This window comes from Granulosicoccus sp. 3-233 (assembly GCF_052681095.1).
In genome coordinates, this window is record NZ_JBQYLE010000003.1 from 328,179 (window position 1) to 352,881 (window position 24,703).

Genomic DNA, 24,703 nt, shown 5'->3' on the forward strand with positions numbered 1-24,703 from the left:
ACAAACGGTCTGAAGGATCAGACCGGTTGATTGTTCATGACGATGCCGGCAAGCCTGCGTTCGTCGATCTCGTCTATGACGGCATCCAGTGCACCTGGTGTCACGCCGCCATAGGGGATCACCAGTACGGTGTAGTCGCAGATTTCGGACAGTATGCGAGCATCGGCGGATGTACTCATGGCAGGTCCATCCACGATGACGAACCGGTTGTCATAGCGCTCCTTGATATCCAGCATCAGCTGCTTGTAGCGTGCGCTGGTGAAATGCTCCGCACTGATCTCGTGGTGAGAACCGATGGGCACCACGCGCATGCGCGGAATACCACTCGGACTGACGATATGCTCGATCCCCAACTCCGGTCTTTCCAGATAATCCAGCAAACCGTGGGCATCTTCACGTCCGACAAGCTTCATCAGACGATGCAGTACCGGTGTGTGCAGATTGGCTTCCACCAACATGGAGGTCTTGGCCTTGTCGAAGGCAATCGTGGCTGCCAGGTTGAGGCTGACGAAACTGCCGCCCCCTTCCGGTACCACCGAGCTGACCAGAACACTGAAATTGCCTTCCGGCTTGAGGCTGTAGAGTTTGGTGCGCAGCTGACGCATGGCATCCACCATGTCGCGATTCTTCGATCGCGGATGCACGATACCCAGTACATCCAGTTGTCGATCGCTGAACAACCGGGCCTCTTCCATATTGGCCAGGTCGGCCCGAGCGCGATCAGCCAGGCTGACGGAATCGTTCGCTGCACGTAGCTGGTTACTGCCACCGGATGACTTGCCCAGGGGCACCATCGAACGGCCACCCTTGCGATCTCTCCTTACCGACTTGTCCCGCTGCTGATCCAACATCGACCTGACGTTGGCAAATTTCGCCCGATCGGTCATAGCAGAGCTCCTCCTGAGGATGCTTCCATGGTGTATTTGATGAAGAAGACGAGGACATACAACGAACAGACAAGTGCCACAGTGCCCATTATCACAGCCGGACGACTGAAGAAGGGAGTCTTCTCGCTGGGGGACGCCATATGTGGCACGGTGGTCAACAATGGCAACTTCAGGACATCGGTTACCGCCGAAGCAGTGCGAATGCGCGGATCCACTTTCAGAAAGACGAACAGATACAGGAATGGCAACACACTGGCCAGGACAATTCCTGCCAGAACGATATGGACAAACCGCAGACCATTCGGCCGGGCCGGAAAATTGGCAGGTTGGTGAATGCGATACAGAACACCCTGCTTCTCGGCTCCCAGTGTCATGGTCAACCTTGCATTTTCCTGCTGACTGAGCAGATCTTCGTAGAATTTCTTGTTGATCTCGTAATCGCGGGTCAGTTGCGACAATTCTCTTTCGACCTGCGAGCTTTTTGCCGAACGCTCGATTTCCTTGTCCAGCAGAACGCGAAGTTGTCGCATGCGGCTCTGCTGAGCGTCCGCTTCTGCCGAGGTACGTGCCAGATCACTGCGAAGCTGCTGATAGACAGGACTGAGACTGGACGAACCGGTAAACGAATTGCCGCCGACGTTGAATACAGACTGTCCGGCTCCCTGTGCGAGCGCCTGCTCGCTGCGTTGCTGTGCCTGCAACTTGATATCTTCGATCTGCTGTCTGAGACGAACGATGTCAGGATAGTCATCGGTATATGACAGGCTCAAGACATCGATCTCGGCCTGCAGCCGCGCAATCTGATCGCGTGTCTGACCGATCTGGAAATCCCGCGCTATGGTCGAGGACTCGTTGGACAATTCGGCTTGCAGTGTTCGTCGACGCTGATCCGCCTGGGCGAACAGCAATGATGTCTGCTCGAGGTCGCGCTGCAGTTCGACGATGCGCGCATTGACATTGCCTTCCGTTGTCGCACTCATGCCCGGATGCTGACTGCGAAAGCTCTCCAGTCGACTTTCCGCATCCTCCAGCTTGTCTCTGTAGGTCGCCACCTGACTGGTGATGAACTCGAATGCTTCCGTGGTTTCCTCGGCCGAAGAATCCATGGTCTTCTGCAGAAACAGCTCCGCAAACAGGCTGGTGGTCTGAAAGGCGACTGCCGGGTCTTCATGCCAGAAATCGATTTCCAGCAGCTGATTGTTGCGGTTGAACACGCTGGTGGCATCGGTCAGATCCTCGCGCAATTCCTCGCGTTCTGCCGGGGTGGTGTTCTCATTGGCGAAGCCGACCGTATCGAGCACGGTATCGAGAATATCCAGCGCGAACAGCTCTTCCTTGGCCACGTTTGCCTTGTCTCGATTCACCGTGCTGTTGGTGCCGATGATAGGAGCAACTATATTGCTGTCGTCCACATACAACTGGACAAACGATGTGTACTTTTTCTGCCACAGAAACCCTGTCACCAGGAAAACGAGGCTGATTACCATGAAGATGGACAGCAATGTTCCACTACGGGCATTCGCTTCTCGCGATAGCAGCGGCAACATCTCATCGAGAGTTATGTTACTCATAAGTCCTGTTGATCATCAAACCGTCAGAATATTGCGCGGGTTTGCCTTTGCAATAAGGGAAAATCAGAAACGACGCTCGGGGATGGTGATGACATCACCGGGCACCAGCGGATAATTGGTGTCGAGAAGCCCTTCGGAAAGAATATCGTCCAGATACACGTCGTACACACGGGCAACTCCATCCACCGTACGGTAAAGCTTCGCGGCATTCGGGGACGCGAACTCATTCACGCCTCCGGCTTCCAACACCAGATCGATGATGGTCATGCCGTCACGATGCGAAATGGACTTGGGTTCGGCCACACCACCGACAACCCGTACACGATTCTGGAACTCGGCACTCGGAATTTCCTCGATGATGACGGACACTTTCGGTGTTCTGATGAATTGAGTCAGCTTGCGTTCCGTATCGGCGGCAATTTCCGCTGGAGTGCGGCCACCGGCCAGAACATCGCCGACCAGCGGCACGGAGATATAGCCGTCAGGCCGAACCGGTACTCTGACCGACAGATCCGGGTTCTTCCACACGCTGACACTCAGCACGTCTCCGGTACCCAATCTGAATTCTGGTGCGGCACTTGCCTGAATGTCGGGCGGACGGTCCTCTTCGCTCAACGGTCCTCGTGGGCCGACACAACCGGCGAGAATGACCGCCAGCAACAGTAGCGTAAGGTAACGCATGTTTTTCATGTACTTATGTGCCTCCCGGACACCTGCATCAGACTTCGGCCAGTCATGGACGGGCAATTTCCCGGATTGAGCCGACTCACTGAATCCCTTGAATCTTGACAACTTGTATCGACTGCCACTGTCATGACTTGACGAGTAACCATCTTCCTGTTGACACAAGTCTATCCGGTAAATGCGCGGACATTGATGACTCAGCCACAAAAGACACAGAATTTAATAAGCACGAGCGTTGCTGACTCACCAGATTACCTAAATATCACCGCTAGTAGAAATTAAACGACGGTAAGCTAGTGGGCATGAACGAACACAACTCAGATTCTCGGGATTTCAGGCCCGACTACGCCGCCCTGGAGCTGAACGATCGTGCCGACTGGGAGGCTGTGCGTGCGAATTACCGTAGACTGGTGCATTTGTGGCATCCTGACCGCTATGCCATGAGACCGCGGGAACGCGTTCATGCCCAGCAGAATTTCATCTCTCTGAACAAATCCTACACGCACTTGCGAAACTTCCACAGAGAGTACGGCCATCTGCCGTTCGAACCCACTGCAAACCGCTCGACCAACACGAACATGGATATCTTCACTCCTGACGCGCGCCGCAAAGCCTTCCGCGACAATACCTCCGACAGCCATCGCGCCGCCCCCGGAACCGCAACCAGCGTGCCCGATGTCGAACCGGGCGTCCTCGGTCGCGACAGGACCATCCGAGCCTCTGGGCCCGATTCCCGTTCCAGAAACCGAATCGTCTGGGCTCTGGCGGGTTGCTCCATCATCTTCGCAACGCTGTTCATTTTCTTTCTGCTCGATCGCAAGGCCAATGAGGCCATCCTCGAACGAGGTCGGGAGGTCGTCCGGGACGCCCCTGCCAGCGATTTCATGCCGAGCGCTGCCGAAATTCGTCGCAGCGAAGCCAAGGGGGCTTTCGTCCAGCCAACGAAATAGGCCACGAGCTCGTCTCAGACCGACGCCAGCAGCAGAGACAAAAACGCCTGCCTGCTGCCGGAAAGCGACAAGACCCTCCCCATTCCGGACCCTCGCTCAGCGTGCACCCTTGCCGAACAGCACGACCTCCGCGGTCTGACACAGAATCAGCATGTCCAGAAAGATCGTGTGGTTCTTGATGTAGTACAGGTCGAACTCCTGCTTCTGCACGGAATCCTCTGTCGAAGCCCCGTAGGGATAACAAACCTGTGCCCAGCCGGTAATGCCGGGCTTGACGGCGTGACGCTCGCGATAATAGGGAATCACCTCGCTGAGCTGCTCCACGAATTGAGGTCGCTCCGGTCTCGGCCCGACAAAACTCATGTCGCCCTTCAGCACGTTGAGTATCTGCGGCAGCTCATCGATACGCGTCTTGCGGATGAACTGCCCTACCCGCGTGACTCTGGAATCATTCGCGGTGGCCCATTGGGCCACACCATCGCGCTCGGCATTGACCGTCATGCTGCGAAACTTCAGGACACCGAACGGCTTGCCGAGAAAACCGGTGCGGGTCTGGCGATAGAGCACCGGTGCACTCCAGCCATCCTCGATCTTGATGGCAAGCATTCCCAGCAACATGAATGGCCAGGTAATGGCGATGATCAGCATGCTGGCAACGATGTCGAACGCGCGCTTGCTGACGTCCCGCACAGCACCGCGTTCGAAACCATCCGAATAGATCAGCCAGTCCGGACGCAGTATGTCCAGCGGCAACTTGCCCTGCTCGCGCTCGAAAAAGCTGAGAAGATCAATGACATCGAGCCCATGCAGCTTGCAGTCCAGCAGTTCTTCCAGTGGCAATCCGCTGCGCCTCTCATCGGCGGCAACCACAACCTCGTCGACATTGTTCTCGATGGCGAATTCCAGCAGGGAGCGTCCGTTCAGATCGACCACGTGCACACTGTCGACAGCCACCCTTGGGTCGGTATCAAGCTTGACGTAGCCAACGATACGGAATCCACGACGATCCACTCTGCGCCGCAGCCGGCGATTGATCGAGGCCGCCTTGTCTCCGGCGCCAAGTACCAGCACCCGAATCTTCAGTATGTCCTTGTCCACATAGTAGAAGAACATCGGCCGAATGGTGCCGACCATGAAAAAGGCAATGAGAATGGCAAGTCCGAAGACCCCGCGCCCCAGATAGAGATGCGGAATCAGATAATACAGGAGGGCCAGAATGGCCGCCCCGCAGGCAAAGCCGATGACCGAGCGCAGAAACACGCCCAGAATGCCGCCTCGAAAACGGCTCTGATACAGCCCCATGGCCATCATGGTGACTGGCATGACCAGCCCGAACAACATGGAGGTGGCTATGGGAGAACGAATACTCTCGATCTCCGTGATCTGCGAGCCGTCGAACCTGACGTAGACCGCCACGAACACGGCGGCCACACAGATACAGAACTCCATCAAAGCGAGCAGCAGGAACGGTACCCGCAAATGCATCTTGAAGAATTTGAAGGTACCCAAGGTTTCTGATCAGCCGTCCGGTCGCCAATGTTCCTGCCATTGTAAGGCAGGTATTCGCATTTGTTGACGCTCAACGCACAATTCGATCCAATTCGACTCCCCTTCCAGCCCCGTCGCACCAAGCAATGATGAGACAATTGCTGACTCGCAGTCGATGCGCTTTACCACCTGCCACCGATAACCGGTACTTGTAAATTTGTATAATGCGCCCTTGCTCCGGCATTGACGGCCAGATGCGCACCTTCATTCAGGACTATCACATTCATGTTTCAGATCACGGACAACGACACGATTGCGGTCATCGGCCTCGGCTATGTCGGATTGCCGCTGGCCGTGGAGTTCGGCAAGAATTCCCCGACAATCGGCTTCGATATCCACGCCGAACGCATCGCCGAGCTGCAGAAGGGACACGATCGCACACTCGAGGTTTCCGCAGAGGAAATGGCCGAAGCATCGCAACTGAGCTATACCAGCACGCTGCAGGATCTGGCTGCCTGCAAGGTATTCATCGTCACCGTTCCCACGCCGATCAACAAGCACAAGCAACCCGACCTCACGCCGCTCATCCGAGCCAGTGAGTCCATCGGCAAGATCATGAAGAAGGGTTCTGTGGTCATCTATGAATCCACCGTGTATCCCGGTGCCACGGAAGAAGTCTGTGTCCCCATCCTCGAGCGTGAATCCGGCATGCGGTTCAACAGTGATTTCTTTGCAGGCTACAGCCCTGAAAGAATCAACCCTGGCGACAAGGAGCACCGGGTCAGTACCATCATGAAGGTGACTTCCGGTTCGACTCCCGAGGTTGCCAGTGCGGTTGACGCCCTGTACAAGCGCATCATCACCGCCGGCACGCACCTGGCAAGCTCCATCAAGGTGGCAGAAGCCGCGAAGGTCATCGAGAACACACAGCGCGATCTGAACATCGCCCTCATCAACGAACTGGCCCTGATTTTCGACCGACTCGATATAGACACACTCGAGGTCCTGCAGGCCGCGGGGACCAAATGGAACTTCCTGAATTTTCGACCTGGTCTTGTCGGTGGGCATTGCATCAGTGTCGACCCCTACTACCTGACCCACAAGGCTCAGGAAATCGGCTACTACCCGCAAGTCATCCTCTCGGGCCGCCAGATCAACGATGGCATGGGCGCATTCGTCGCCGAGCGAGTCATCAAGATGCTGACCCGCCGCCGCATTCATGTCGTGGGGGCAAACGTGCTGATTCTGGGCCTGGCATTCAAGGAGAACTGCCCGGATCTGCGCAATACTCGTGTAGTCGATATCGTCAATGAACTGGTGCACTACCATGCCAACGTGGATGTCCATGACCCATGGGTCGATCCGGCAGAAGCTCAGCGTGAATACGGCATCACCCCGGTCGAGCAGCCTGCACAGGGCCACTACGACGCCATCATTCTGGCCGTCGCTCACGAACAGTTCGTGACCATGGGCAGCGATGCCATCCGCCAGCTCGGCAAGGACGACAATGTGCTTTATGACATCAAGAGCATCCTGCCCAAGGATGCCGTCGACGCGCGATTGTAGTCAACCCGAACAGCTCTGACCTCCGCCCTCCAGCAGAACAGCAACCGTATTCACTCCATGAAAATTCTCATCACCGGCACAGCCGGATTCATCGGCTCGACGCTGGCGCTCAGATTGCTCGAACGTGGCGATGAAGTCATCGGCATCGACAACGTCAATGACTATTACGACGTCAACCTGAAGCTTGCCAGGCTGGAGCGTGTCAAGGCGCATGCCGGATTCACCGACGTGCGCGGCAATATCGAAGATCGTGCACTGATGGAAGAGACCTTCAGGAAGCACCAACCGCAACGCGTCGTGAATCTGGCAGCACAGGCCGGCGTGCGCTACTCGCTGGAAAACCCTCAGGCCTACATCGACGCCAATGTGGTGGGTTTTACCAATGTCCTGGAAAACTGCCGCCACACGGGCGTCGAACACCTGGTTTATGCCTCGACCAGCTCTGTCTATGGTAATCACACGAACATGCCCTTCTCGGTACATGAGTCGGTCGATCATCCGGTCAGCCTGTATGCGGCAACCAAGAAAGCCAACGAGCTGATGGCCCATACCTATAGTCATCTGTTCCAGCTACCGACCACCGGCCTGCGCTTTTTCACGGTATACGGCCCCTGGGGACGCCCCGACATGGCGCTGTTCCTGTTCACGAAGAACATCCTTGCAGGCAAACCCATCGACGTCTTCAACCATGGCAAGCACAAGCGTGACTTCACCTTCGTGGAAGATATCGTCGAAGGAGTGGTGCGCACACTGGACAAGGTAGCCACTCCCGATGAATCCTGGGACAGCAACAAACCCGATCCTGCCACCAGCTCGGCCCCCTATCGTGTCTACAACATCGGCAACAACAAACCGATAGACCTGGAACATTACATCAGCACACTGGAAGGCTGCCTGAACAAGACCGCAGAGAAGAACCTGCTGCCACTGCAGGCAGGCGATGTTCCGGACACCTATGCCGATGTCAGCGATCTGGTCAACGATGTCAACTACAAGCCGGACACGTCGGTCGAAGAAGGGATTGGCAGGTTTGTCGAGTGGTACCTCGATTACTACAAGGTCTGAACGAGAAATCCGGAAACCTCATATCCAGCCCTTGATACGGTAGACCAGCAAGGCCACGGCCTCATGCAGCAGCATTTCGAAGCGCGTGATGGCCGTGGTCTGCGGCATCAGGGCGTACCAGGGCACATCTTTCAAGGCTTGCACGTCCACACTCACCGGGCATACCTCGATATCCGAATCGGCCAGAACCTGTCGAAAACTCAGCAGAGCACGTGGCATGTGCATTGCCGAGGTTATCAGCCTGACGGGGCCTTCGATCGATTCGGCCTGTAGCAAGCCGGCGACATTCAGCGCATTCTCTCTCGTCGTTGCCGAATCCGCCTCCTTGATCAGACGATCGCCATTGACTCCCAGGCGCTGCAGATAGCTGGCAATGACCTCCGCCTCGGCAACCTTGCCCACGGCCCCGCCGGCCACGATGATTCGAGTGTCCAGCTCGGCCAGCGCCATGCCTGCTGTCGCCGTAGCCCGGGTCAGCGTCGCATTTCCCATTCGGCCGAACTCGCTGGCATCGACAACCCGGGAATCCACCCCGCCGCCCAGTACCACCAGATGAGAACCTGCCGCACACGCCGGCACCTCCAGATAGGGATTCTCCAGAGTCGCAATCAGGGGATTGACGATGACCGGAGCAGAGCAAAACAGAAAGGCCGAAATCCAGACGAGCAACAAGCGGAGACCCCTGCGATTCGACCCTCGCGTGCGAATCCGGGAACGGGCACGCCCCGCCCTGCGAGAGCCACGCCGCTTGCCGATCAACAGCACGGAGGTTAACAGCAGAGAGAGAAGAAACAAGAGCACCAGCGGGTCAAGCAGCCAGGCTTTCAGAAGACTTGTCATGCGAGGTTCGGTTGGAATCGGTAGGAGGGTCGTGCATCGCCTCTGCAAGGCGGGCCAATCCTACCGTGTTGTCGGGGCGTTCGCACACCGAACATCAGCTCGTTGCATGATTTATCGTGCAGAATTCTTGCTGCAGTGCAAAAATAGTTGCGTCTTGTGATTGTTTTCCAGAGCAATGATAATTAAAATAAGCATTGCCTGAGCAAATAATATTCGACCATGGCCATCGCAGACACCCCCAATCTCAACCAGCACAGACAATTGCGTGCGTTCTGCAATGCCGCCCAGACTGGCAGCATCTCCAAGGCAGCCAAGCGACTCAAACTGAGCCAACCCTCCGTATCACTGCAGATCCAGGCTCTCGAGAAGGAGCTGGACACTCTTCTGTTCGAACGCTGTGGACCCAGGATTCGATTGACGCCTGCGGGAGAGTTGTTGCTGGAGATGGCTCAGCCACTGGTGGATGGTTTCAGTCGTCTGGCGGACAGTTTCGCTGCCCGACTGGGAAATGTTCACGCCGGGCCACTCGAGATTGCCTCTGGTGAAGCCACCCTGTTGTACATCCTGCCGGATATCATCAAGTCGTTTTCAGACGATTACCCGCAGATTGATGTACGCCTGCACAATGTGACCGGGCATGATGGCATGGAGTTGCTACGCGCCGATGAAGTCGATTTCGCCGTCGGCTCCATGATCGAAGTGCCGGATGATCTTGTCTACCATCCGATCTACCAATACAAGCCGGCGCTGATCATGTGCAAGGATCATCCCCTGTCGGAAAAGGAGCATATTGCACTGGAGGACATCAGCCCCTATGGTCTGATTCTGCCACCGCGTCACCTCAGTACCTGGAGCGTGGTGGATCTGGTTTTCCAGCAGCATGGCGTGCCTTATACCGTGGCGCTGGAGGCTGGTGGCTGGGAGGTGATCAAGCGCTATGTGGAAATCGGTGCCGGTATCAGCATCGTCACCAGTATCTGCTTGCGTGGCTTCGAGAATCTGACGGTCAAACCCATTGATGAGTACTTCCCCAACCGCAGCTATGGCGTCGTGGTCAGACGTGGCAAATTCCTGTCACCTCAGGCCAAGCAGTTTCTGGAACGCATGGACCACAATTTCTTTGCTCGTCACACGGCTCCGCCCCCCAGACGCAAGAGCAGTCAGCGCAGCGAAGAACCACTCATCACCAACCTGTAGAACAGCGCTGCAGCGCTGCTGCTGATTCATCCCGGTCACACCCTCCATGAACTCAACTGTTGCACCGTCGTCGTCAGCGGCTCACTTTCGCAGTGACCGGCAGAACATGCATGTCATTGTCGGCATGTCCGGGGGCGTGGACTCCTCGGTCGCGGCCTTGCTGCTCAAGCGGCAGGGGTATCAGGTCTCGGGCATCTTCATGCAGAACTGGGAAGACGACGACGAACACTGCACGGCGCGCCAGGACTATCGCGATGCAGCATCAGTTGCCGCCAGACTCGACATGGAACTGACGACGGTCAACTTTGCCGACGAGTACTGGGAACGGGTATTTGCCCATTTTCTCGAAGAATACAGCGCTGGCCGCACACCCAATCCCGATATCCTGTGCAACAAGGAAATCAAGTTCAAGGCGTTTCTCGATCACGCACGAGCACAGGGTGCCGACGCGATTGCTACCGGTCATTACGTGCGAGCCGGCGGCAGCAATGAGGCGGTGCAATTGCTGCGTGGTCTCGACAGCAACAAGGACCAGAGCTATTTCCTCTATACACTCAATCAGCAGCAGCTGCGCCCAAGCCTGTTTCCGGTTGGCGAGATGGAGAAGCCCGAGGTCAGGAAGCTGGCTCAGGAAGCCGGTTTTCACGTGCACAGCAAGAAGGACAGTACCGGCATCTGCTTCATTGGCGAGCGCAAGTTCAGTGCCTTTCTGGCCGAGTACCTGCCGGCTCAGCCTGGCGATATCGTCACCGACAGTGGTGATATCATCGGCCGTCACAACGGGCTCATGTTCTACACGCTGGGGCAACGCCAGGGTCTGGGTATCGGTGGCACCAGCGCAGGTGCGGAATCGCCCTGGTATGTCCTGGACAAGGACCTGCAGGAAAACCGCCTTGTCGTCGGACAGGGTCATGATCACCCGGCCCTGTTTCGTACCCACTTGCAGGCCCATGATATTCACTGGGTGCAGGATGCAGCGCCTGGCAGCAGTTTCCGCTGTACCGCCAAGGTTCGCTATCGTCAACAGGATCAGGCGGCTACCGTGACGCTTGTTGACGAAGACACCTTGCATATAGAATTCGACCACGCTGTGCGCGCAGCCACACCCGGGCAGTCACTGGTTCTGTACGACGGTGACGCCTGCCTCGGCGGTGCCATCATCAGTGACCTCCAGCACAGCCTATACTGACAATCATGAATGCCATATCCACAGTAGAAAATCAGACACTGGCCCTGGCCGGTATCTTCCAGTCGGTACACCTGTGCAAGTCACTGGCAACCACCGGCAAGGCAGATCCGGAAGAGCTGGCAGGCACCCTGCGCTCCATACTGACCCTGAAAACCGACAGGGTCATCGACGCCTATGGCGGCAACAGCAACAGCATTGCCTGGGGGCTGCGGATCATGAAGAGCCAGCTCGGAGGCAACAGTGAGTCTCGCGATCTGGATATCGCACGCTACGCCCTCGCCCTGATCCAGCTGGGAACCAATATTCTCAATGATGAGGACACGGTGGAACAGCTCAGAATCGGCATCAGCCGGGCGCAGTCCATGGACATGGCCATCGACGAACCCGCCATGATCAGCAATCTGGCCAATCTGTACCGCAGCAGCATCAGCCATCTGAGTCCGAGAATCATGGTCAGTGGCGATCCCGACTACCTGAATGACAACACCACGGCTTCTACCATTCGGGCTGCCCTGCTGGGTGGATTGCGCTCCGTTGTATTGTGGCGTCAATGCGGTGGCTCACGGCCCCGTCTGCTGTTCTATCGCAATCAATACCTGAAACAGGCCGAACTGCTCACACCTCACCACTGAGGCGGGGCTGTGCCAGGGACGACAGCACCCTCAGGTCGGCCAAGCCGCGAGCGGCAGCGCCCCTTGCACCTCACCTCGCGGTAACGTGGTTGCAAATCAACCGGGGCGGTCATCACCAGCGGGACCGCCCCTTGCATGGCTGGTTGTCAGGTTCAGCCCGCCATCTGGATGGATACCGGAATATCCTTGAACCTGACCTTCGCTTCGTCGGCAGAATGCTGAAAATCAGCAATCTCGTTGAAGTTCAGGTAGCGATACACTTCCTCGCTCATGGCATCCAGATCCTGGACATAGCTCATGTACTCTTCAACCGTCGGCAATCTGCCCAGTAATGCTGCCACGGCTGCCAATTCGGCCGAACTCAGATAGACGAAGGCACCCGCCCCCAGGCGATTCGGGAAGTTTCGGGTAGAGGTCGAGACTACCGTCGCACCAGGCTTCACCCGAGCCTGATTACCCATGCACAATGAACAGCCTGGTATTTCAAGCCTGGCACCTGCTGACCCGAAGATATTGTAATACCCCTCCTCCTTCAATTGATGCTCGTCCATCCGTGTGGGCGGGGCTATCCACAGAACCGTATCGACGTACTCCGCGGCTTTCTCGATCAGCTTGCCCGCCGCACGGTAGTGTCCGATATTCGTCATGCAGGATCCGATGAAGACTTCATCGACCTTGACGCCCTGCACTTCGGAGAGAGGCTTGACATCATCCGGGTCGTTCGGGCAGGCCAGCAACGGCTCCTTGATCTCGTTGAGATCGATCTCGATGATTTCCGCATACTCGGCATCGTCATCAGCTTCCAGCAAGGTGGGATTTTCCAGCCACTCTTCCATCTTGCGAGCACGTCGTTCCAGGGTGCGCGCATCCTCATAGCCCTGTTCGATCATCCAGCGCAACAATGTCACGTTGGAAGTGATGTATTCCTTCAGGGGCTCGATATCCAGCTTGATGGTACAACCACCGGCAGAGCGCTCGGCCGTGGCATCCGCCAGCTCGAAAGCCTGTTCCAGCTTGAGATCCCTGAGACCCTCGATCTCGACACAGGCACCGGAAAAGACATTCTTCTTGCCCTTTTTCTCGACGGTCAACAGCCCACGCTGCAAAGCGGCATAGGGAATGGCATTGACCAGATCCCGCAGAGTGATACCCGGTTGCATCTCCCCCTTGAAACGTACCAGTACCGACTGTGGCATGTTCAATGGCATGACACCAACGGCTGAGGCGAATGCCACCAGACCGGAGCCTGCCGGGAAGGAGATACCCATGGGAAAACGGGTATGCGAATCACCACCGGTGCCGACCGTATCGGGCAACAGCATGCGATTGAGCCACGAGTGAATGATGCCGTCGCCGGGACGCAGTGACACACCACCGCGGGTGGACATGAAGTCCGGCAGGGTGTGATGTGTGCTGACGTCCACCGGTTTCGGATAAGCTGCCGTATGGCAGAACGACTGCATGACCAGATCAGCCGTGAAACCAAGACAGGCCAGATCCTTCAGTTCGTCGCGGGTCATGGGGCCGGTTGTATCCTGGGAACCCACCGTTGTCATCTTGGGCTCGCAATACTGACCCGGACGAATCCCCTCGACGCCGCAAGCCTTGCCAACGATCTTCTGGGCCAGAGTGTAGCCTTTGGTGCTTGCATCGGTTGCACCCGGACGCTTGAACACGGTGCTGGTCTCCAGCCCCAGTGATTCACGTGCCCGATCAGTGAGTCCTCGTCCGATGATCAGCGGAATACGACCACCTGCGCGCACCTCATCGAGCAGCACTTCGTTGTCGAAGTCGTAGCTTGCAAGCACTTCATCGCTATCGTGTCGAGTAACCTTCTTCTGGTGTGGATAGATGTCGATGACATCACCCATCTCCATGGCACTGACATCGCACTCGATGGGCAACGCACCTGCATCTTCCAGGGTGTTGTAGAAGATGGGCGCAATCTTGCCGCCCAGCACGAAACCACCGTCGCGCCGATTCGGAATGAACGGAATATCGTCTCCCATGTGCCAGAGCACGGAGTTGGTAGCCGACTTGCGTGACGACCCGGTTCCCACCACATCACCGACATAGGCCAGGGGAAAGCCCTTTTTCTTGAGTTCTGCAATCGTTTCCAACGGCTTGTCGGTGAAACCTTCCCGCTCGAACTTGAGCATGGCCGTGGCGTGCAGCGGAATATCGGGGCGACTCCAGGCATCGGTTGCCGGCGACAGGTCGTCCGTATTGGTCTCGCCCGGCACCTTGAACACAGTCACCGTGATCTTCTCGGGCACCTCGTCCTTGGCCAGGAACCATTCGGCATCCGCCCAGGACTGCATGACCTTCTTCGCAGCCTCGTTGCCACTCCTGGCCTTCTCCTCGACATCGTGAAAGGCGTCGAACATCAGCAATGTATGGGACAGTGCCTTGACAGCCGCGTCAGCCAGTTCATCATCATCGAGTGCCGCGATCAGAGGCTGAATGTTGTAACCACCCAGCATGGTGCCCAGCAGCTCCACTGCACCGACGCGACTGATCAGGGGGCAGCTGACGTCGCCCTTGGCCAGTGCTGCCAGAAAACCGGCCTTTACATAGGCCGCTTCATCGACACCTGCGGGAATACGCTGTGCAAACAGATCCAGCAGAAAGTCCTCCTCACCCGCTGGCGGCGACTTCAACAGCTCAACAAGATCAGCCACCTGCTGCGCATCCAGTGGCTTGGGAACCACCCCTTCAGCTTCACGCTCTGCAACGTGTTGACGATAGGCTTCTAGCATTTTCCAATCTCCTCGATCTGAGAGTGATGCGAACATCACCACTTGCATATGACTGCTGGCAACTCCTGCATTGCCGATTACGGATTCACTCGTGGTTCAGGAAACCACGTCCTGCCTTTTCCCGCCCTTCACGGTGTCCGAGTCAACCGACTCCGGCCCTGACCGGGAGGCTGTCCGACCGGCATCCTCCCCCATGAAGACACTCGCCCTGATCTGCTCCAGTTCATCACGCAGGCTGGCAGCCTGTTCGAACTCGAGATTTCGGGCGCATTCGTACATCTGCTTTTCAAGTTCCTTGATCCGCCTGGCGGCATCGGTGGCGGACAGGCTTGCCACATCCGCGCTCTCCGGGCTCTTCTCGGCCTGCCGATCAGCACCACGCCTGCCACGTCGACGATCACCTTTCGCCGAACCGCCAGCACCTCCCGCCTCCATGACGTCATTGATGGTCTTGCGGATGCCCTTGGGAGTTATCCCGTGTTCCAGGTTGTAACTGATCTGCATCTCGCGCCGGCGATCCGTCTCATCGATGGCACGTTTCATCGAGCCTGTCATGGTATCGGCGTACAGGATGGCCTTGCCGTGCAGGTTGCGCGCAGCCCGACCGATGGTCTGTATCAGCGATCGATCCGATCGCAGGAATCCTTCCTTGTCGGCGTCGAGAATGGCCACCAGAGAGACCTCGGGCATATCCAGGCCTTCTCGCAACAGATTGATACCGACAACGACATCGAACACGCCGAGCCGCAGATCACGAATGATCTCGCTGCGTTCGACCGTATCCACATCCGAGTGCAGGTATCGCACCTTGATGCCATGTTCACCGAGATAATCGGTCAGGTCCTCGGACATGCGCTTGGTCAGGGTGGTGATCAACACACGCTCATCGCGCGACACGCGCTCGTTGATCTCCGAGAGCACATCATCCACCTGCGTGCGCGCCGGCCTCACCTCGATCTCCGGGTCGACCAGTCCGGTCGGACGAACCACCAGTTCGATGATCTGATCGGCATGATCACGTTCGTAGTTGCCGGGTGTTGCCGAGACAAATACCGTCTGCGGCGACAGCAACTCCCATTCCTCGAACTTCAATGGGCGATTGTCCAGCGCCGAGGGCAGACGAAACCCGAAGTTGACCAGATTTTCCTTGCGCGATCGATCACCCTTGTACATGGCTCCCAACTGCGGGATCGTGACATGGCTTTCATCGATGAACAGCAGGCTGTCTTCCGGCAGATAGTCGAACAGACATGGCGGTGGCTCGCCTGGCAGGCGGCCCGAGAGGTAGCGTGAATAGTTTTCGATGCCGGAGCAATAGCCCAGCTCGTGGATCATCTCCAGATCGAACTGCGTACGCTGCTGCAGGCGTTGCGCCTCCACCAGTTTTCCCGCGTCGGTCAACTGCTCCAGTCTGTCTCTCAACTCTTCCTTGATGTGATCGGTGGCATCCAGCAAACGCTGCCGCGGCGTCACATAATGGGTTTTCGGATAGATGGTCAGCCGCGGCACCTTCCGCACGACTTCCCCGGTCAGTGGGTCGAAGAAACTGAGGGTCTCGATTTCATCATCGAACAGTTCGACTCGAATGGCGTCGCGGTCGGAATCGGCCGGATAGATATCGATGATCTCCCCGCGAACCCGATAAGTACCCCGTTTGAGTTCCATGTCATTGCGACTGTACTGCAACTCCGCCAGACGTCGCAGCACATCGCGCTGATTGACGATCTCACCCCGTTTCAGGTGCAGAACCATCTGATGGTATTGCTGCGGATCGCCGAGGCCGTAGATGGACGATACCGTCGCCACGATGATCGTGTCACGTCGCTCGAACAGGGCCTTGGTGGCGGACAGCCGCATCTGCTCGATGTGTTCGTTGATCGACGAATCCTTTTCGATGAACAGATCGCTGGCCGGCACGTAGGCTTCCGGTTGATAGTAGTCGTAGTAGGACACGAAATACTCGACCGCATTGTTCGGAAAGAATTCCTTGAATTCGCCGTAAAGCTGAGCGGCCAGCGTCTTGTTGGGAGCCAGCACGATGGCGGGACGCTGTTGCTGTTGCAGGATGTTGGCAATGGTAAAGGTCTTGCCCGAACCTGTGACACCCAGTAACGTCTGATACGCCAGACCATCTTCAATGCCGGAAACCAGCTTGCTGATGGCTTCTGGCTGGTGTCCTGCGGGCTTGTAGCCCGTCTGCAGGTCGAATTGAGTGGCCATGGATCTCGATTACGCTGCTCAGTGTGTCAATTGTACAACCAAGTTGACGATTGACCTGGCTTTTACAAGGGAAGCGATTGACCTTTCCACAAAACCGCATTACACTTCGTGCCGATTCCCTGGTAGCTCAGTTGGTAGAGCAAATGACTGTTAATCATTGGGTCGGCGGTTCGAGCCCGTCCCAGGGAGCCAGACAATGAAAAAGCCCTGTTCAATCTGGGCTTTTTTCTTTTGTGACTTTCAATACCAACTATCTGTACCAACTATCCGTACCACGTTACTTTCTGTACCCATTCCCTGGTAGCTCAGTCGGTAGAGCAAATGACTGTTAATCATTGGGTCGGCGGTTCGAGCCCGTCCCAGGGAGCCAGACACCTGAAAAAGCCCTGCCAGTGCAGGGCTTTTTTGCTTTTCACCGGACGTTAAATCCACCTCACGCGATTCAGCCTGTCACCCACAAGGGCGCGAATTCGACGACGGCAAAGACCTGCCTGCTGCAGCCTTTCCAGGCGATCGCCGCAAGAGCGGTAGTGCTACAGGAGAAACGGCCGGTCAACCCGCTCGACGGCGGACAGAGCTGGAATCTGGAGCCAACCCCGGATGGACTGCCCGAGGTGGAAAAATCAGCTGCTGCGCGATTGACCCAGCGACTTCAGCAGTTCATCAACCGCTTCCCGACGCATCTGATCATCGGAGCGTTCTGCCTGCTCAGCCTGTGAGGCGACATTCAGCGTGGGAATGCCATGACCGTTGACATCAGCGTCTGCGGCAGGCTGTTGCAACAAGGCCTCCCTCTCGCGCAGATAGCGGTCGTAATGCTCATCACGCTCGACATCACCATCTTCCTGTGCGACCACAATGGGCGATGCCGCATTCGGCTGGTCGGCTGGCTTGTCACCTGTCAGGGAATGATGCTCCTGAGCGGCATCCGGTGATGAAACCGGACGTACTGATGCGGCTTCCGAGCCATCTGGCGTACCCGTCGAAGAACTGGTGGTCCTGATGGCCTTGTCGATCAGAATGACACCGCTTTCCAGCGCGAGCAGAGCTCCCTGGTGCATGGTATCGCTGATGTCCTTGAGATCCTTTCGAGAGAAGGTGCCCAGAGAGGCCAGTGTGTTCAGATCCTCGAAGATGGGCAGGGACTGTACGACTGCATCCAGATCGATATCCCGATCGGGATCGATGTCAGCCAGCGCAGCAGGGATGGAATCGATGACCGCATAGACAGCCGCCATGGCATCCCGCTCGCCGGTGAAATGCAATTCCCTGTCATGATTTCTCTTGCCCAGAATGCCGTCCATGCGAAGGTCCATGGCCGGTTTGCGTGCAATGCTTGCACAGGCCGAATACAACATGTCGACACCGTCGATGGCGCGCGCAATACGATCGGGATCAGCCGCCTTTTCACCAGCGTCCGTCAGCCGGATGTGCAATCCGCCCTCACCCGCCTGCAATTCTTCCGAGTGACTGTCAACCGCGGGTGCGGAATCCTGGGAGTCCAGCAGAGAGACCATGCCGGGAAGATGACTGGTGGCGAACATGACTCGGCTTGCCAGCCGAACGATTTCAGCCTGATGCTCGCGAGTGTTCTCGACATTGCCCAACAGGCCCTGCCAATAGTCTGTAGAAGCCAGAGACTCGAGATGCAGGCATTTCACTACTCGTTTTTCAGCGGCCGACATGGAGTCTATACGCTCCATGATGACAGCTCCTGCATGCCCCAGACGTGCTGCCGCTGCAGTACGCTGATCACCTCGGGACGAACGATACCGATCAACAGCAGACCGGATATCGGTCTGGTTGAGAATATCGACGACCTTCGTGACGGCCATGCGCAGCTCGTCTGCGTGCATGTTGGACTCCATTGACACCTGACTACCAGAAGTAATCGGCAGGCTGACAGACTCCTTAAGACTGGTCGGGGCGAGAGGATTCGAACCTCCGACCCCCACAACCCCATTGTGGTGCGCTACCAGACTGCGCCACGCCCCGCCAGAGCACAGAAGCTTACCGTAAGAACCACACCAATTGTGGTGTTACAACGAAAAAAATCGCCATGATGAGCGATTTTTTTTCACAAACAAGCCATCGATCGCGCAACTGTCAACTGGTCCGCAAAATGCGAAGCAGGTCTTCCAGCTCCGAGCGCAATTGTCGGATCATCTGCTGCGACTGCGCGTTATCATCCTTGACCGAATCCCCTGCCAGATGCTGACGGGCTCCGCCAATGGTGTAGCCATCCTGATACAGCAGACTGCGAATCTGCCGGATCAGCATGACATCGTGCCGCTGGTAATAGCGTCGGTTGCCACGGCGTTTCACCGGCTCCAGATCCGGAAATTCCTGCTCCCAGTACCTCAGTACATGCGGCTTGACCATGCACAGGTCGCTGACTTCACCAATGGTGAAGTAGCGCTTGTTGGGAATGGTGGGGAGTTCGTTATTGTTGCTGATTTCCAGCATAAGCTTCCACCCGTGTTTTCAGTTTCTGGCCTGGACGAAATGTCACCACTCGCCGGGCAGAAATCGGAATTTCTTCGCCGGTTTTCGGGTTGCGTCCCGGTCGTTGGCTCTTGTTGCGCAGCACGAAGTTGCCGAACCCCGACAACTTCACGTCATAGCCGTTTTCCAGAGCGACGCGCACCTCTTCGAAGAAGTTTTCGACAAACTCCTTGGCCTCACGCTTGTTGAGCCCCAGTTCGTCGAACAACATTTCCGCCATTGCTGCCTTGGTTAGCGCCATCTCATACCCTTAGAACCGCACCGTGTGCAGCAGCCAGTGCCGCAACGATCCCGGCGACTACCTGCTCCACTTCCCTGTCCTCTAGAGTGCGTGAAAACTCTTGCAGAATCAAGCCTAAGGCCATGCTTTTCTTGCCTTCTTCCACCTTCTCGCCCTGATAGACATCGAACAGACGAACGTCCTGAAGGATCGTTGGAGCCTGCTTCCGAATGACATCGACGATATCCTGATAGCTGACAGACTCGTCAACCAGCAGGGCGATATCGCGTCGTACCTGCGGAAAGCGGGACATGGGACGAGCCCGCGGCACGCGACTGGTCGCCAGCGCATGCAGCGACAGTTCGAAGACCAGCGGCATCACATCCAGATCCAGCGCCTGCTGGAGCGCCGGATTCAACGCACCGACATAACCCACCTGCCGGCCATCAATCTCGATGCCGGCTCGCTGGCCCGGATGCAGCATGGCAAGGTCGGTGGGAACGTAGCGGACGTTCATACCGTTGGCCTGATCGAAAAGAGCTTCGATATCCGACTTGATGGAGAAGAAGTCGGCTGCCGTGGCCATGGCATTCCAGTTCTCGGACTGGCGTCGGCCTGCCACCAGACCGGCAATCACGTTCTGCTGGCGAACGCCGGCATCACTCTGCTGATCGGCACCGTGATCGGCCGCCAGATAGTCATCCAGATCGGCGTCCGGCTTGCCGGTTTCATTGGATAGAAATCGCAGCCCGGTTTCGAACAGGGCCATGGCGCTGATCTGACGCGCCACATTTCGCTGCAAGGTGGCAAGCAGCCCGCCGACCAGCGTGGTGCGCATGACACCCAGCTCGGAGGAAATCGGATTGGCAAGCGGCAAGGCGTCCAGATCGGGGCGCAGCAGCTGTTGTCGTGTCGCTTCAACGAAACTGTAGGTAATCACCTCCTGATAGCCGCGGTTGACCAGCAAACGCTTGCTGGCCAGCGGCGACAACACCGTTTCCGGCACCGCGCGCAACATCGGCCGATGTGCCGGCGATGTCCTGGGCAGCGCGTCATAGCCCAGAATACGGGCCACTTCCTCGATGTAGTCTTCCTCGATGGCCAGGTCATAGCGATAACTGGGCGCGCTGACCTGCCAACCTTCCTCGCGTGTCTCGTTACTGATTCCCAGGCGTGAAAAGATCGTGGCAACCACCTCGGGCTCCGGCGAGATACCCAGCACCCGCGCCAGTCGAGAGCGACGCACCAGAACACCCACCCTGGCGGGCATGCGGGTCGGCTCCTGCCAATCCAGCACCGGACCCACCTTGCCGCCGGCGATGTCACACATCAGAGCAGTGGCATATTCCAGCGCTTCTCGCTGCCCTGCCGGATCCACACCACGCTCGAAACGATGTGCAGATTCCGTATGGCTGGCATAACGGCGCGGCTTGCCCGCAATTTCCTCGGGAAGAAACAGCGCGCTTTCGAAGAAGATATTCGTGGTGTTCTCATCCACAGCGGTGGACTCGCCCCCCATGATTCCCGCAATGCCGATGGGACCACGATCATCTGCGATGATGGTGGTTTCCTCGTCCAGCGAGACTTCACGACCGTCGAGCAGCACCAGACGCTCCCCTGCCTGCGCCAGCCGAACCTGGATCCCCCCCTGCAGCTTGTCTGCATCGAAGGCATGCATGGGCTGCCCCAGTTCCTGCATGACGTAGTTGGTGACATCCACCGCCGGACTGATGGACCTCACCCCGGCCCGTCGCAGACGCTCCACCATCCAGCCCGGACTGGAACACCCCGGATTCATGCCGGTGATCATGCGTCCGGTGAAGCGTGCACAGGCACTTTTCACATCAACCGATACCGACCACTGCTCTTCGGTCTGCACCGGCACTTCCTGAACTTCGTGTGACTGCAGTGGCAAGTCGTTACGAGCGCTCAGGTCTCTGGCAATGCCGCGAATGCTCAGACAGTCGCCGCGATCGGGGGTCAGTTCGATCTCGATGATGGAATCATCCAGCTCCAGGTACTCGACCAGTTCGACACCCACCGGGGCGTCCTCGGGCAACTCCATGATACCGTCCCGCTCTTCGGACAGGCCCAGCTCCATGGCCGAACACAACATACCCATGGATACCTGACCACGCAGCTTTGCCTTCTTGAGCTTGGTACCATCGGGCAGTCTCCCACCAACCTGAGCCAACGCCGTTGTCAGACCTGCCCGAGCGTTGGGCGCACCGCAGACCACCTGAAGCAACTCTTCGCCACCGGCATCGACCTCACACACTCGCAGCCGATCGGCGTCCGGGTGTTGCGCGATATTGACAATGCGAGCGACCACCACGCCTTTCATCTCGGGCGCTGCCGACACGATCTCGTCCACTTCCAGGCCGATGAAGGTGAGCTGCTCGCCCAGCGTCTGGGTGTCCACGGGCGGGTTGACCCATTCCCGGAGCCATTTTTCACTGAATTTCATGGGGTATCTCGCTTAGTGAAACTGGGAAAGGAAACGCAGGTCGTTCTCGAAGAACTGCCGCAGATCGGTCACGCCGTAGCGCAACATGGCCATGCGCTCCACACCGATACCGAAGGCATATCCGGTAAAGGCTTCGGTATCGATACCCACCGAACGGAATACCGACGGATGCACGATGCCAGAGCCCAGAACCTCGATCCAGGGACCCTTGTTGATCCGGATATCCACTTCGGCCGATGGCTCTGTAAACGGAAAATAGGAAGGGCGAAAGCGGATGTCGCACTCATCCTGATCAAAGAACAGCTTCAGAAACTGCTCCAGATGCCCCATGAGATCGGTCAGCGCAATGTCTCGATCAACCAGCAATCCTTCTATCTGGTGGAACATCGGAGAATGCGTCATGTCCGAATCACAGCGATACACTCTGCCCGGTGCAATGACTCGCAGCGGTGGCTCGACCGACTTCATGTACCGAATCTGCACGGATGACGTATGAGTCCGCAGCAAACGGTTGACATCGAAATAGAAGGTGTCGTGCATGGCACGCGCCGGATGATGCGCGGGAATATTCAGGGCCTCGAAATTGTGGTAATCGTCCTCGACTTCCGGGCCGATGGCCGTTTCGAATCCGAGTTGCCCAAAGAGTGCCGAGATGCGTTCGATGGTCAGCGTGATCGGATGCAATCCTCCGGCGAGCTGTCCGCTACCCGGCAGCGTGATATCCAGCGCATCGGCTGACAATTTCTCTGCCAGTGCTGCATCCTCGAGTATCAGTCGTCGCTCATCGATCAGTGCCTGTACAGCCTGTTTGGCCTTGTTGACCGCCTGGCCGGCAGCCGGCTTCTCTTCCGGTGGCAGCGAGCCGATGGATTTCAGGACACCTGTCAATCGGCCCTTCTTGCCAAGCAGCTCGACACGCACGTTTTCGAGCGCGTCCAGCGAGGCAGTATCGCCGACCATTTGGCCAGCTTCGGTGATCAGGCTATCTAGGTCCAGTGACATTGGTCAGTTCATCCCGTGTCGTGTGCAGATGGGATCGTGACGACTCCGGAGATGCGGATTCGACACGATCAGACGCTTGCGTGGCAGCTCTTGCAAGCCGCCACAAAAAAGGGGAATACCGCACAAAGTCGGCATTCCCCCGGTCGATAAAGCAATGATGTTGCGAGTGACCGGGAACCAGCAGGACTGGTCAACCCGGTAGCTCTAGCCCTGAATCAGGCTGGCAAGCTGGCCTTTGCTTTATCGACAATGGCCACAAATGCAGCATCGTCAGCGATGGCCAGATCTGCGAGCATCTTTCGATCGATGTCGATACCGGCAATCTTCAGGCCTTGCATCAGGCGGCTGTAGGTGATGTCGTTGGCACGAGCGGCCGCATTGATTCGTGCAATCCAGAGACGACGGAAAGTACGCTTCTTCGCCTTGCGGTCACGGTAAGCGTATTGACCGGCTTTGGTTACGGCCTGCTTGGCGACACGAAAGACACGACTACGGGCACCACGATAGCCTTTCGCCTGCTTGAGAACTTTCTTGTGACTGGCGCGCGCAGTGACGCCGCGTTTTACTCTTGGCATTTCTCAAAAACTCCTAGCGAAGGTTGGGCAGCATGCGCTTGATGAGGACAACATCGTTCTCGTGAACCATGTCGCCACCACGCAGATGACGCTTACGCTTGGTGCTTTTCTTGGTCATGATGTGGCGCATGTGCGAACTCTTGCGCTTGTAACCACCACCACCGGTGCGCTTGAACCGCTTGGCGGCTCCAGACACGGACTTTTGCTTGTTGGACACTGTTTGACTCCTGAAATTGAAGGGGCAGAACCCCGAGTGACAAACACCGGTGGCGTCGTAGTGTCAGTACGCCAGCGCGATGGAAATCATTGAACTCAGACCCGAAGTCGGCAATTCCGGCTTCGACCCTGAACTCAGCCGTACATCTTAATGCTTTTTGGGCGCCATTACCATGACCATTTGCCGTCCTTCGAGCTTCGGGAACTGCTCGACAGTACCGAGCTCCGACAAATCCATCTCTACGCGCTTCAGAAGCTTGGCACCCAGCTCACGATGGGCCATTTCCCGACCGCGAAAACGCAATGTGATCTTGGTCTTGTCGCCCTGCTCCAGAAACTTCACAAGATTACGCAGCTTGACCTGATAATCGCCGTCTTCGGTACCAGGGCGGAATTTTATTTCCTTCAGCTGGGCAGTCTTCTGCTTCTTGCGACCAGCGTTCTGCTTCTTGTTGGCTTCGAACTTGAACCGGCCGTGGTCCATGATCTTGCAAACAGGTGGCGAAACATTCGGCGAGATCTCTACCAGATCCAGACCCGCCTCTCGCGCCGTTGCCAACGCTCTTTCCAGAGGGACAACGCCAATCTGCTCTCCTTCCGCAGAAATGAGTCGCACCTCGGAGACGTCTATCTCGTCGTTCTTCCGGTTTACTTTTTTAGCGGAAATACG

21 protein-coding genes and 3 tRNA genes are annotated in these 24,703 nt (G+C 57.0%); 8 read left to right on the forward strand and 16 right to left on the reverse strand.

The genetic code is table 11. The annotated features are described in order from the left end of the window. Positions 1-17: 17 nt before the first annotated feature. The 3 genes from ACUNV4_RS10755 to ACUNV4_RS10765 form a co-directional block, all read right to left on the reverse strand. Positions 18-887, reverse strand: coding sequence for a CpsD/CapB family tyrosine-protein kinase (locus tag ACUNV4_RS10755; RefSeq protein WP_430878545.1), 870 nt, complete (start codon positions 885-887; stop codon positions 18-20). Beyond that, entirely contained in the window at positions 884-2,458 is a 1,575-nt protein-coding gene (locus tag ACUNV4_RS10760) for an XrtA system polysaccharide chain length determinant (protein ID WP_430878546.1), read from the reverse strand. Before ACUNV4_RS10760 ends, ACUNV4_RS10755 begins: the two co-directional genes overlap by 4 nt. A 63-nt stretch (positions 2,459-2,521) precedes the next feature. Continuing rightward, entirely contained in the window at positions 2,522-3,148 is a 627-nt protein-coding gene (locus tag ACUNV4_RS10765) for an XrtA/PEP-CTERM system exopolysaccharide export protein (RefSeq protein ID WP_430878547.1), read from the reverse strand. Positions 3,149-3,444: 296 nt separating this feature from the next. Here ACUNV4_RS10765 and ACUNV4_RS10770 point away from each other — a divergent pair, with 296 nt between their 5' ends. Continuing rightward, positions 3,445-4,092 carry a DnaJ domain-containing protein gene (locus ACUNV4_RS10770; RefSeq protein WP_430878548.1) on the forward strand — a complete coding sequence of 216 codons (648 nt, stop codon included), beginning with the start codon at positions 3,445-3,447 and terminating at the stop codon, positions 4,090-4,092. A 96-nt stretch (positions 4,093-4,188) separates the two neighbouring features. On the opposite strand, the gene ACUNV4_RS10775 is transcribed toward ACUNV4_RS10770, so the two are convergent. Continuing rightward, the gene (locus ACUNV4_RS10775; RefSeq protein WP_430878549.1) at positions 4,189-5,601 is read right to left on the reverse strand and encodes a TIGR03013 family XrtA/PEP-CTERM system glycosyltransferase; all 1,413 of its coding nucleotides are present in this window, start codon (positions 5,599-5,601) and stop codon (positions 4,189-4,191) included. 264 nt (positions 5,602-5,865) lie between these two features. On the opposite strand from ACUNV4_RS10775, the gene tviB reads away from it, so the two are divergent. Both tviB and ACUNV4_RS10785 read left to right on the forward strand, forming a co-directional pair. Further along, positions 5,866-7,146, forward strand: coding sequence for a Vi polysaccharide biosynthesis UDP-N-acetylglucosamine C-6 dehydrogenase TviB (gene tviB, locus ACUNV4_RS10780; RefSeq protein WP_430878550.1), 1,281 nt, complete (start codon positions 5,866-5,868; stop codon positions 7,144-7,146). Between the two features lie 57 nt (positions 7,147-7,203). Then, the gene (locus ACUNV4_RS10785; RefSeq protein WP_430878551.1) at positions 7,204-8,211 is read left to right on the forward strand and encodes an NAD-dependent epimerase; all 1,008 of its coding nucleotides are present in this window, start codon (positions 7,204-7,206) and stop codon (positions 8,209-8,211) included. A gap of 18 nt (positions 8,212-8,229) precedes the next feature. Here ACUNV4_RS10785 and ACUNV4_RS10790 read toward each other — a convergent pair whose 3' ends face one another. Next, positions 8,230-9,051 (reverse strand): YdcF family protein, encoded by an 822-nt coding sequence (locus tag ACUNV4_RS10790; protein ID WP_430878552.1) that lies wholly within the window; start codon positions 9,049-9,051, stop codon positions 8,230-8,232. 219 nt (positions 9,052-9,270) lie between these two features. On the opposite strand from ACUNV4_RS10790, the gene ACUNV4_RS10795 reads away from it, so the two are divergent. From ACUNV4_RS10795 to hflD, 3 genes are read left to right on the forward strand one after another with little or no spacing between them, the layout of a single operon-like run. Next, positions 9,271-10,248, forward strand: a complete 978-nt coding sequence (locus ACUNV4_RS10795; protein ID WP_430878553.1) for a LysR family transcriptional regulator — start codon at positions 9,271-9,273, stop codon at positions 10,246-10,248. A gap of 46 nt (positions 10,249-10,294) precedes the next feature. Next, positions 10,295-11,437 (forward strand): tRNA 2-thiouridine(34) synthase MnmA, encoded by a 1,143-nt coding sequence (gene mnmA, locus ACUNV4_RS10800; protein WP_430878554.1) that lies wholly within the window; start codon positions 10,295-10,297, stop codon positions 11,435-11,437. Between the two features lie 5 nt (positions 11,438-11,442). Continuing rightward, positions 11,443-12,069, forward strand: coding sequence for a high frequency lysogenization protein HflD (gene hflD / locus ACUNV4_RS10805; RefSeq protein WP_430878555.1), 627 nt, complete (start codon positions 11,443-11,445; stop codon positions 12,067-12,069). A 152-nt stretch (positions 12,070-12,221) separates the two neighbouring features. Here hflD and acnB read toward each other — a convergent pair whose 3' ends face one another. Together acnB and uvrB are read right to left on the reverse strand one after the other, a co-directional pair. After that, positions 12,222-14,828, reverse strand: coding sequence for a bifunctional aconitate hydratase 2/2-methylisocitrate dehydratase (gene acnB, locus ACUNV4_RS10810; protein ID WP_430878556.1), 2,607 nt, complete (start codon positions 14,826-14,828; stop codon positions 12,222-12,224). 96 nt (positions 14,829-14,924) lie between these two features. Next, entirely contained in the window at positions 14,925-17,048 is a 2,124-nt protein-coding gene (gene uvrB / locus ACUNV4_RS10815; RefSeq protein WP_430878557.1) for an excinuclease ABC subunit UvrB, read from the reverse strand. Between the two features lie 116 nt (positions 17,049-17,164). On the opposite strand from uvrB, the gene ACUNV4_RS10820 reads away from it, so the two are divergent. Next, positions 17,165-17,240: transfer RNA gene (locus ACUNV4_RS10820), tRNA-Asn, on the forward strand. 102 nt (positions 17,241-17,342) lie between these two features. Further along, a tRNA-Asn gene (locus ACUNV4_RS10825) sits at positions 17,343-17,418 on the forward strand. Between the two features lie 253 nt (positions 17,419-17,671). On the opposite strand, the gene ACUNV4_RS10830 is transcribed toward ACUNV4_RS10825, so the two are convergent. The 9 genes from ACUNV4_RS10830 to infC form a co-directional block, all read right to left on the reverse strand. Beyond that, positions 17,672-18,904, reverse strand: coding sequence for a hypothetical protein (locus tag ACUNV4_RS10830; RefSeq protein WP_430878558.1), 1,233 nt, complete (start codon positions 18,902-18,904; stop codon positions 17,672-17,674). A 62-nt stretch (positions 18,905-18,966) separates the two neighbouring features. After that, positions 18,967-19,043, reverse strand: a tRNA-Pro gene (locus tag ACUNV4_RS10835). A 111-nt stretch (positions 19,044-19,154) separates the two neighbouring features. Next, positions 19,155-19,514 (reverse strand): MerR family transcriptional regulator, encoded by a 360-nt coding sequence (locus ACUNV4_RS10840; RefSeq protein ID WP_430878559.1) that lies wholly within the window; start codon positions 19,512-19,514, stop codon positions 19,155-19,157. Next, entirely contained in the window at positions 19,492-19,794 is a 303-nt protein-coding gene (locus ACUNV4_RS10845) for an integration host factor subunit alpha (RefSeq protein WP_430878560.1), read from the reverse strand. Before ACUNV4_RS10845 ends, ACUNV4_RS10840 begins: the two co-directional genes overlap by 23 nt. Position 19,795: 1 nt before the next feature. Next, positions 19,796-22,240 (reverse strand): phenylalanine--tRNA ligase subunit beta, encoded by a 2,445-nt coding sequence (gene pheT / locus ACUNV4_RS10850; protein ID WP_430878561.1) that lies wholly within the window; start codon positions 22,238-22,240, stop codon positions 19,796-19,798. A gap of 12 nt (positions 22,241-22,252) precedes the next feature. Beyond that, positions 22,253-23,242: a phenylalanine--tRNA ligase subunit alpha gene (pheS, locus tag ACUNV4_RS10855; RefSeq protein ID WP_430878562.1), complete on the reverse strand. Its 990-nt coding sequence runs from the start codon at positions 23,240-23,242 to the stop codon at positions 22,253-22,255. Positions 23,243-23,457: 215 nt separating this feature from the next. Further along, positions 23,458-23,817, reverse strand: coding sequence for a 50S ribosomal protein L20 (gene rplT, locus ACUNV4_RS10860; protein ID WP_430878563.1), 360 nt, complete (start codon positions 23,815-23,817; stop codon positions 23,458-23,460). A gap of 13 nt (positions 23,818-23,830) precedes the next feature. Then, complete coding sequence (rpmI, locus tag ACUNV4_RS10865) at positions 23,831-24,034, reverse strand: 50S ribosomal protein L35 (protein ID WP_430878564.1); 204 nt, start codon at positions 24,032-24,034, stop codon at positions 23,831-23,833. 147 nt (positions 24,035-24,181) lie between these two features. After that, positions 24,182-24,700: a translation initiation factor IF-3 gene (gene infC / locus ACUNV4_RS10870; protein ID WP_430878778.1), complete on the reverse strand. Its 519-nt coding sequence runs from the start codon at positions 24,698-24,700 to the stop codon at positions 24,182-24,184. Between the last annotated feature and the right edge of the window lie 3 nt (positions 24,701-24,703).

Bases quoted from the DNA above. Each gene is read 5' to 3' on its own strand.
- ACUNV4_RS10755 (WP_430878545.1), bottom strand. From the start codon at position 887: ATGACCGATCGGGCGAAATTTGCCAACGTCAGGTCGATGTTGGATCAG.
- ACUNV4_RS10760 (WP_430878546.1), bottom strand. From the start codon at position 2,458: ATGAGTAACATAACTCTCGATGAGATGTTGCCGCTGCTATCGCGAGAA.
- ACUNV4_RS10765 (WP_430878547.1), bottom strand. From the start codon at position 3,148: ATGAAAAACATGCGTTACCTTACGCTACTGTTGCTGGCGGTCATTCTC.
- ACUNV4_RS10770 (WP_430878548.1), top strand. From the start codon at position 3,445: ATGAACGAACACAACTCAGATTCTCGGGATTTCAGGCCCGACTACGCC.
- tviB (WP_430878550.1), top strand. From the start codon at position 5,866: ATGTTTCAGATCACGGACAACGACACGATTGCGGTCATCGGCCTCGGC.
- ACUNV4_RS10785 (WP_430878551.1), top strand. From the start codon at position 7,204: ATGAAAATTCTCATCACCGGCACAGCCGGATTCATCGGCTCGACGCTG.
- ACUNV4_RS10790 (WP_430878552.1), bottom strand. From the start codon at position 9,051: ATGACAAGTCTTCTGAAAGCCTGGCTGCTTGACCCGCTGGTGCTCTTG.
- ACUNV4_RS10795 (WP_430878553.1), top strand. From the start codon at position 9,271: ATGGCCATCGCAGACACCCCCAATCTCAACCAGCACAGACAATTGCGT.
- mnmA (WP_430878554.1), top strand. From the start codon at position 10,295: ATGAACTCAACTGTTGCACCGTCGTCGTCAGCGGCTCACTTTCGCAGT.
- hflD (WP_430878555.1), top strand. From the start codon at position 11,443: ATGAATGCCATATCCACAGTAGAAAATCAGACACTGGCCCTGGCCGGT.
- acnB (WP_430878556.1), bottom strand. From the start codon at position 14,828: ATGCTAGAAGCCTATCGTCAACACGTTGCAGAGCGTGAAGCTGAAGGG.
- uvrB (WP_430878557.1), bottom strand. From the start codon at position 17,048: ATGGCCACTCAATTCGACCTGCAGACGGGCTACAAGCCCGCAGGACAC.
- ACUNV4_RS10830 (WP_430878558.1), bottom strand. From the start codon at position 18,904: ATGCACGCAGACGAGCTGCGCATGGCCGTCACGAAGGTCGTCGATATT.
- ACUNV4_RS10840 (WP_430878559.1), bottom strand. From the start codon at position 19,514: ATGCTGGAAATCAGCAACAATAACGAACTCCCCACCATTCCCAACAAG.
- ACUNV4_RS10845 (WP_430878560.1), bottom strand. From the start codon at position 19,794: ATGGCGCTAACCAAGGCAGCAATGGCGGAAATGTTGTTCGACGAACTG.
- pheT (WP_430878561.1), bottom strand. From the start codon at position 22,240: ATGAAATTCAGTGAAAAATGGCTCCGGGAATGGGTCAACCCGCCCGTG.
- pheS (WP_430878562.1), bottom strand. From the start codon at position 23,242: ATGTCACTGGACCTAGATAGCCTGATCACCGAAGCTGGCCAAATGGTC.
- rplT (WP_430878563.1), bottom strand. From the start codon at position 23,817: ATGCCAAGAGTAAAACGCGGCGTCACTGCGCGCGCCAGTCACAAGAAA.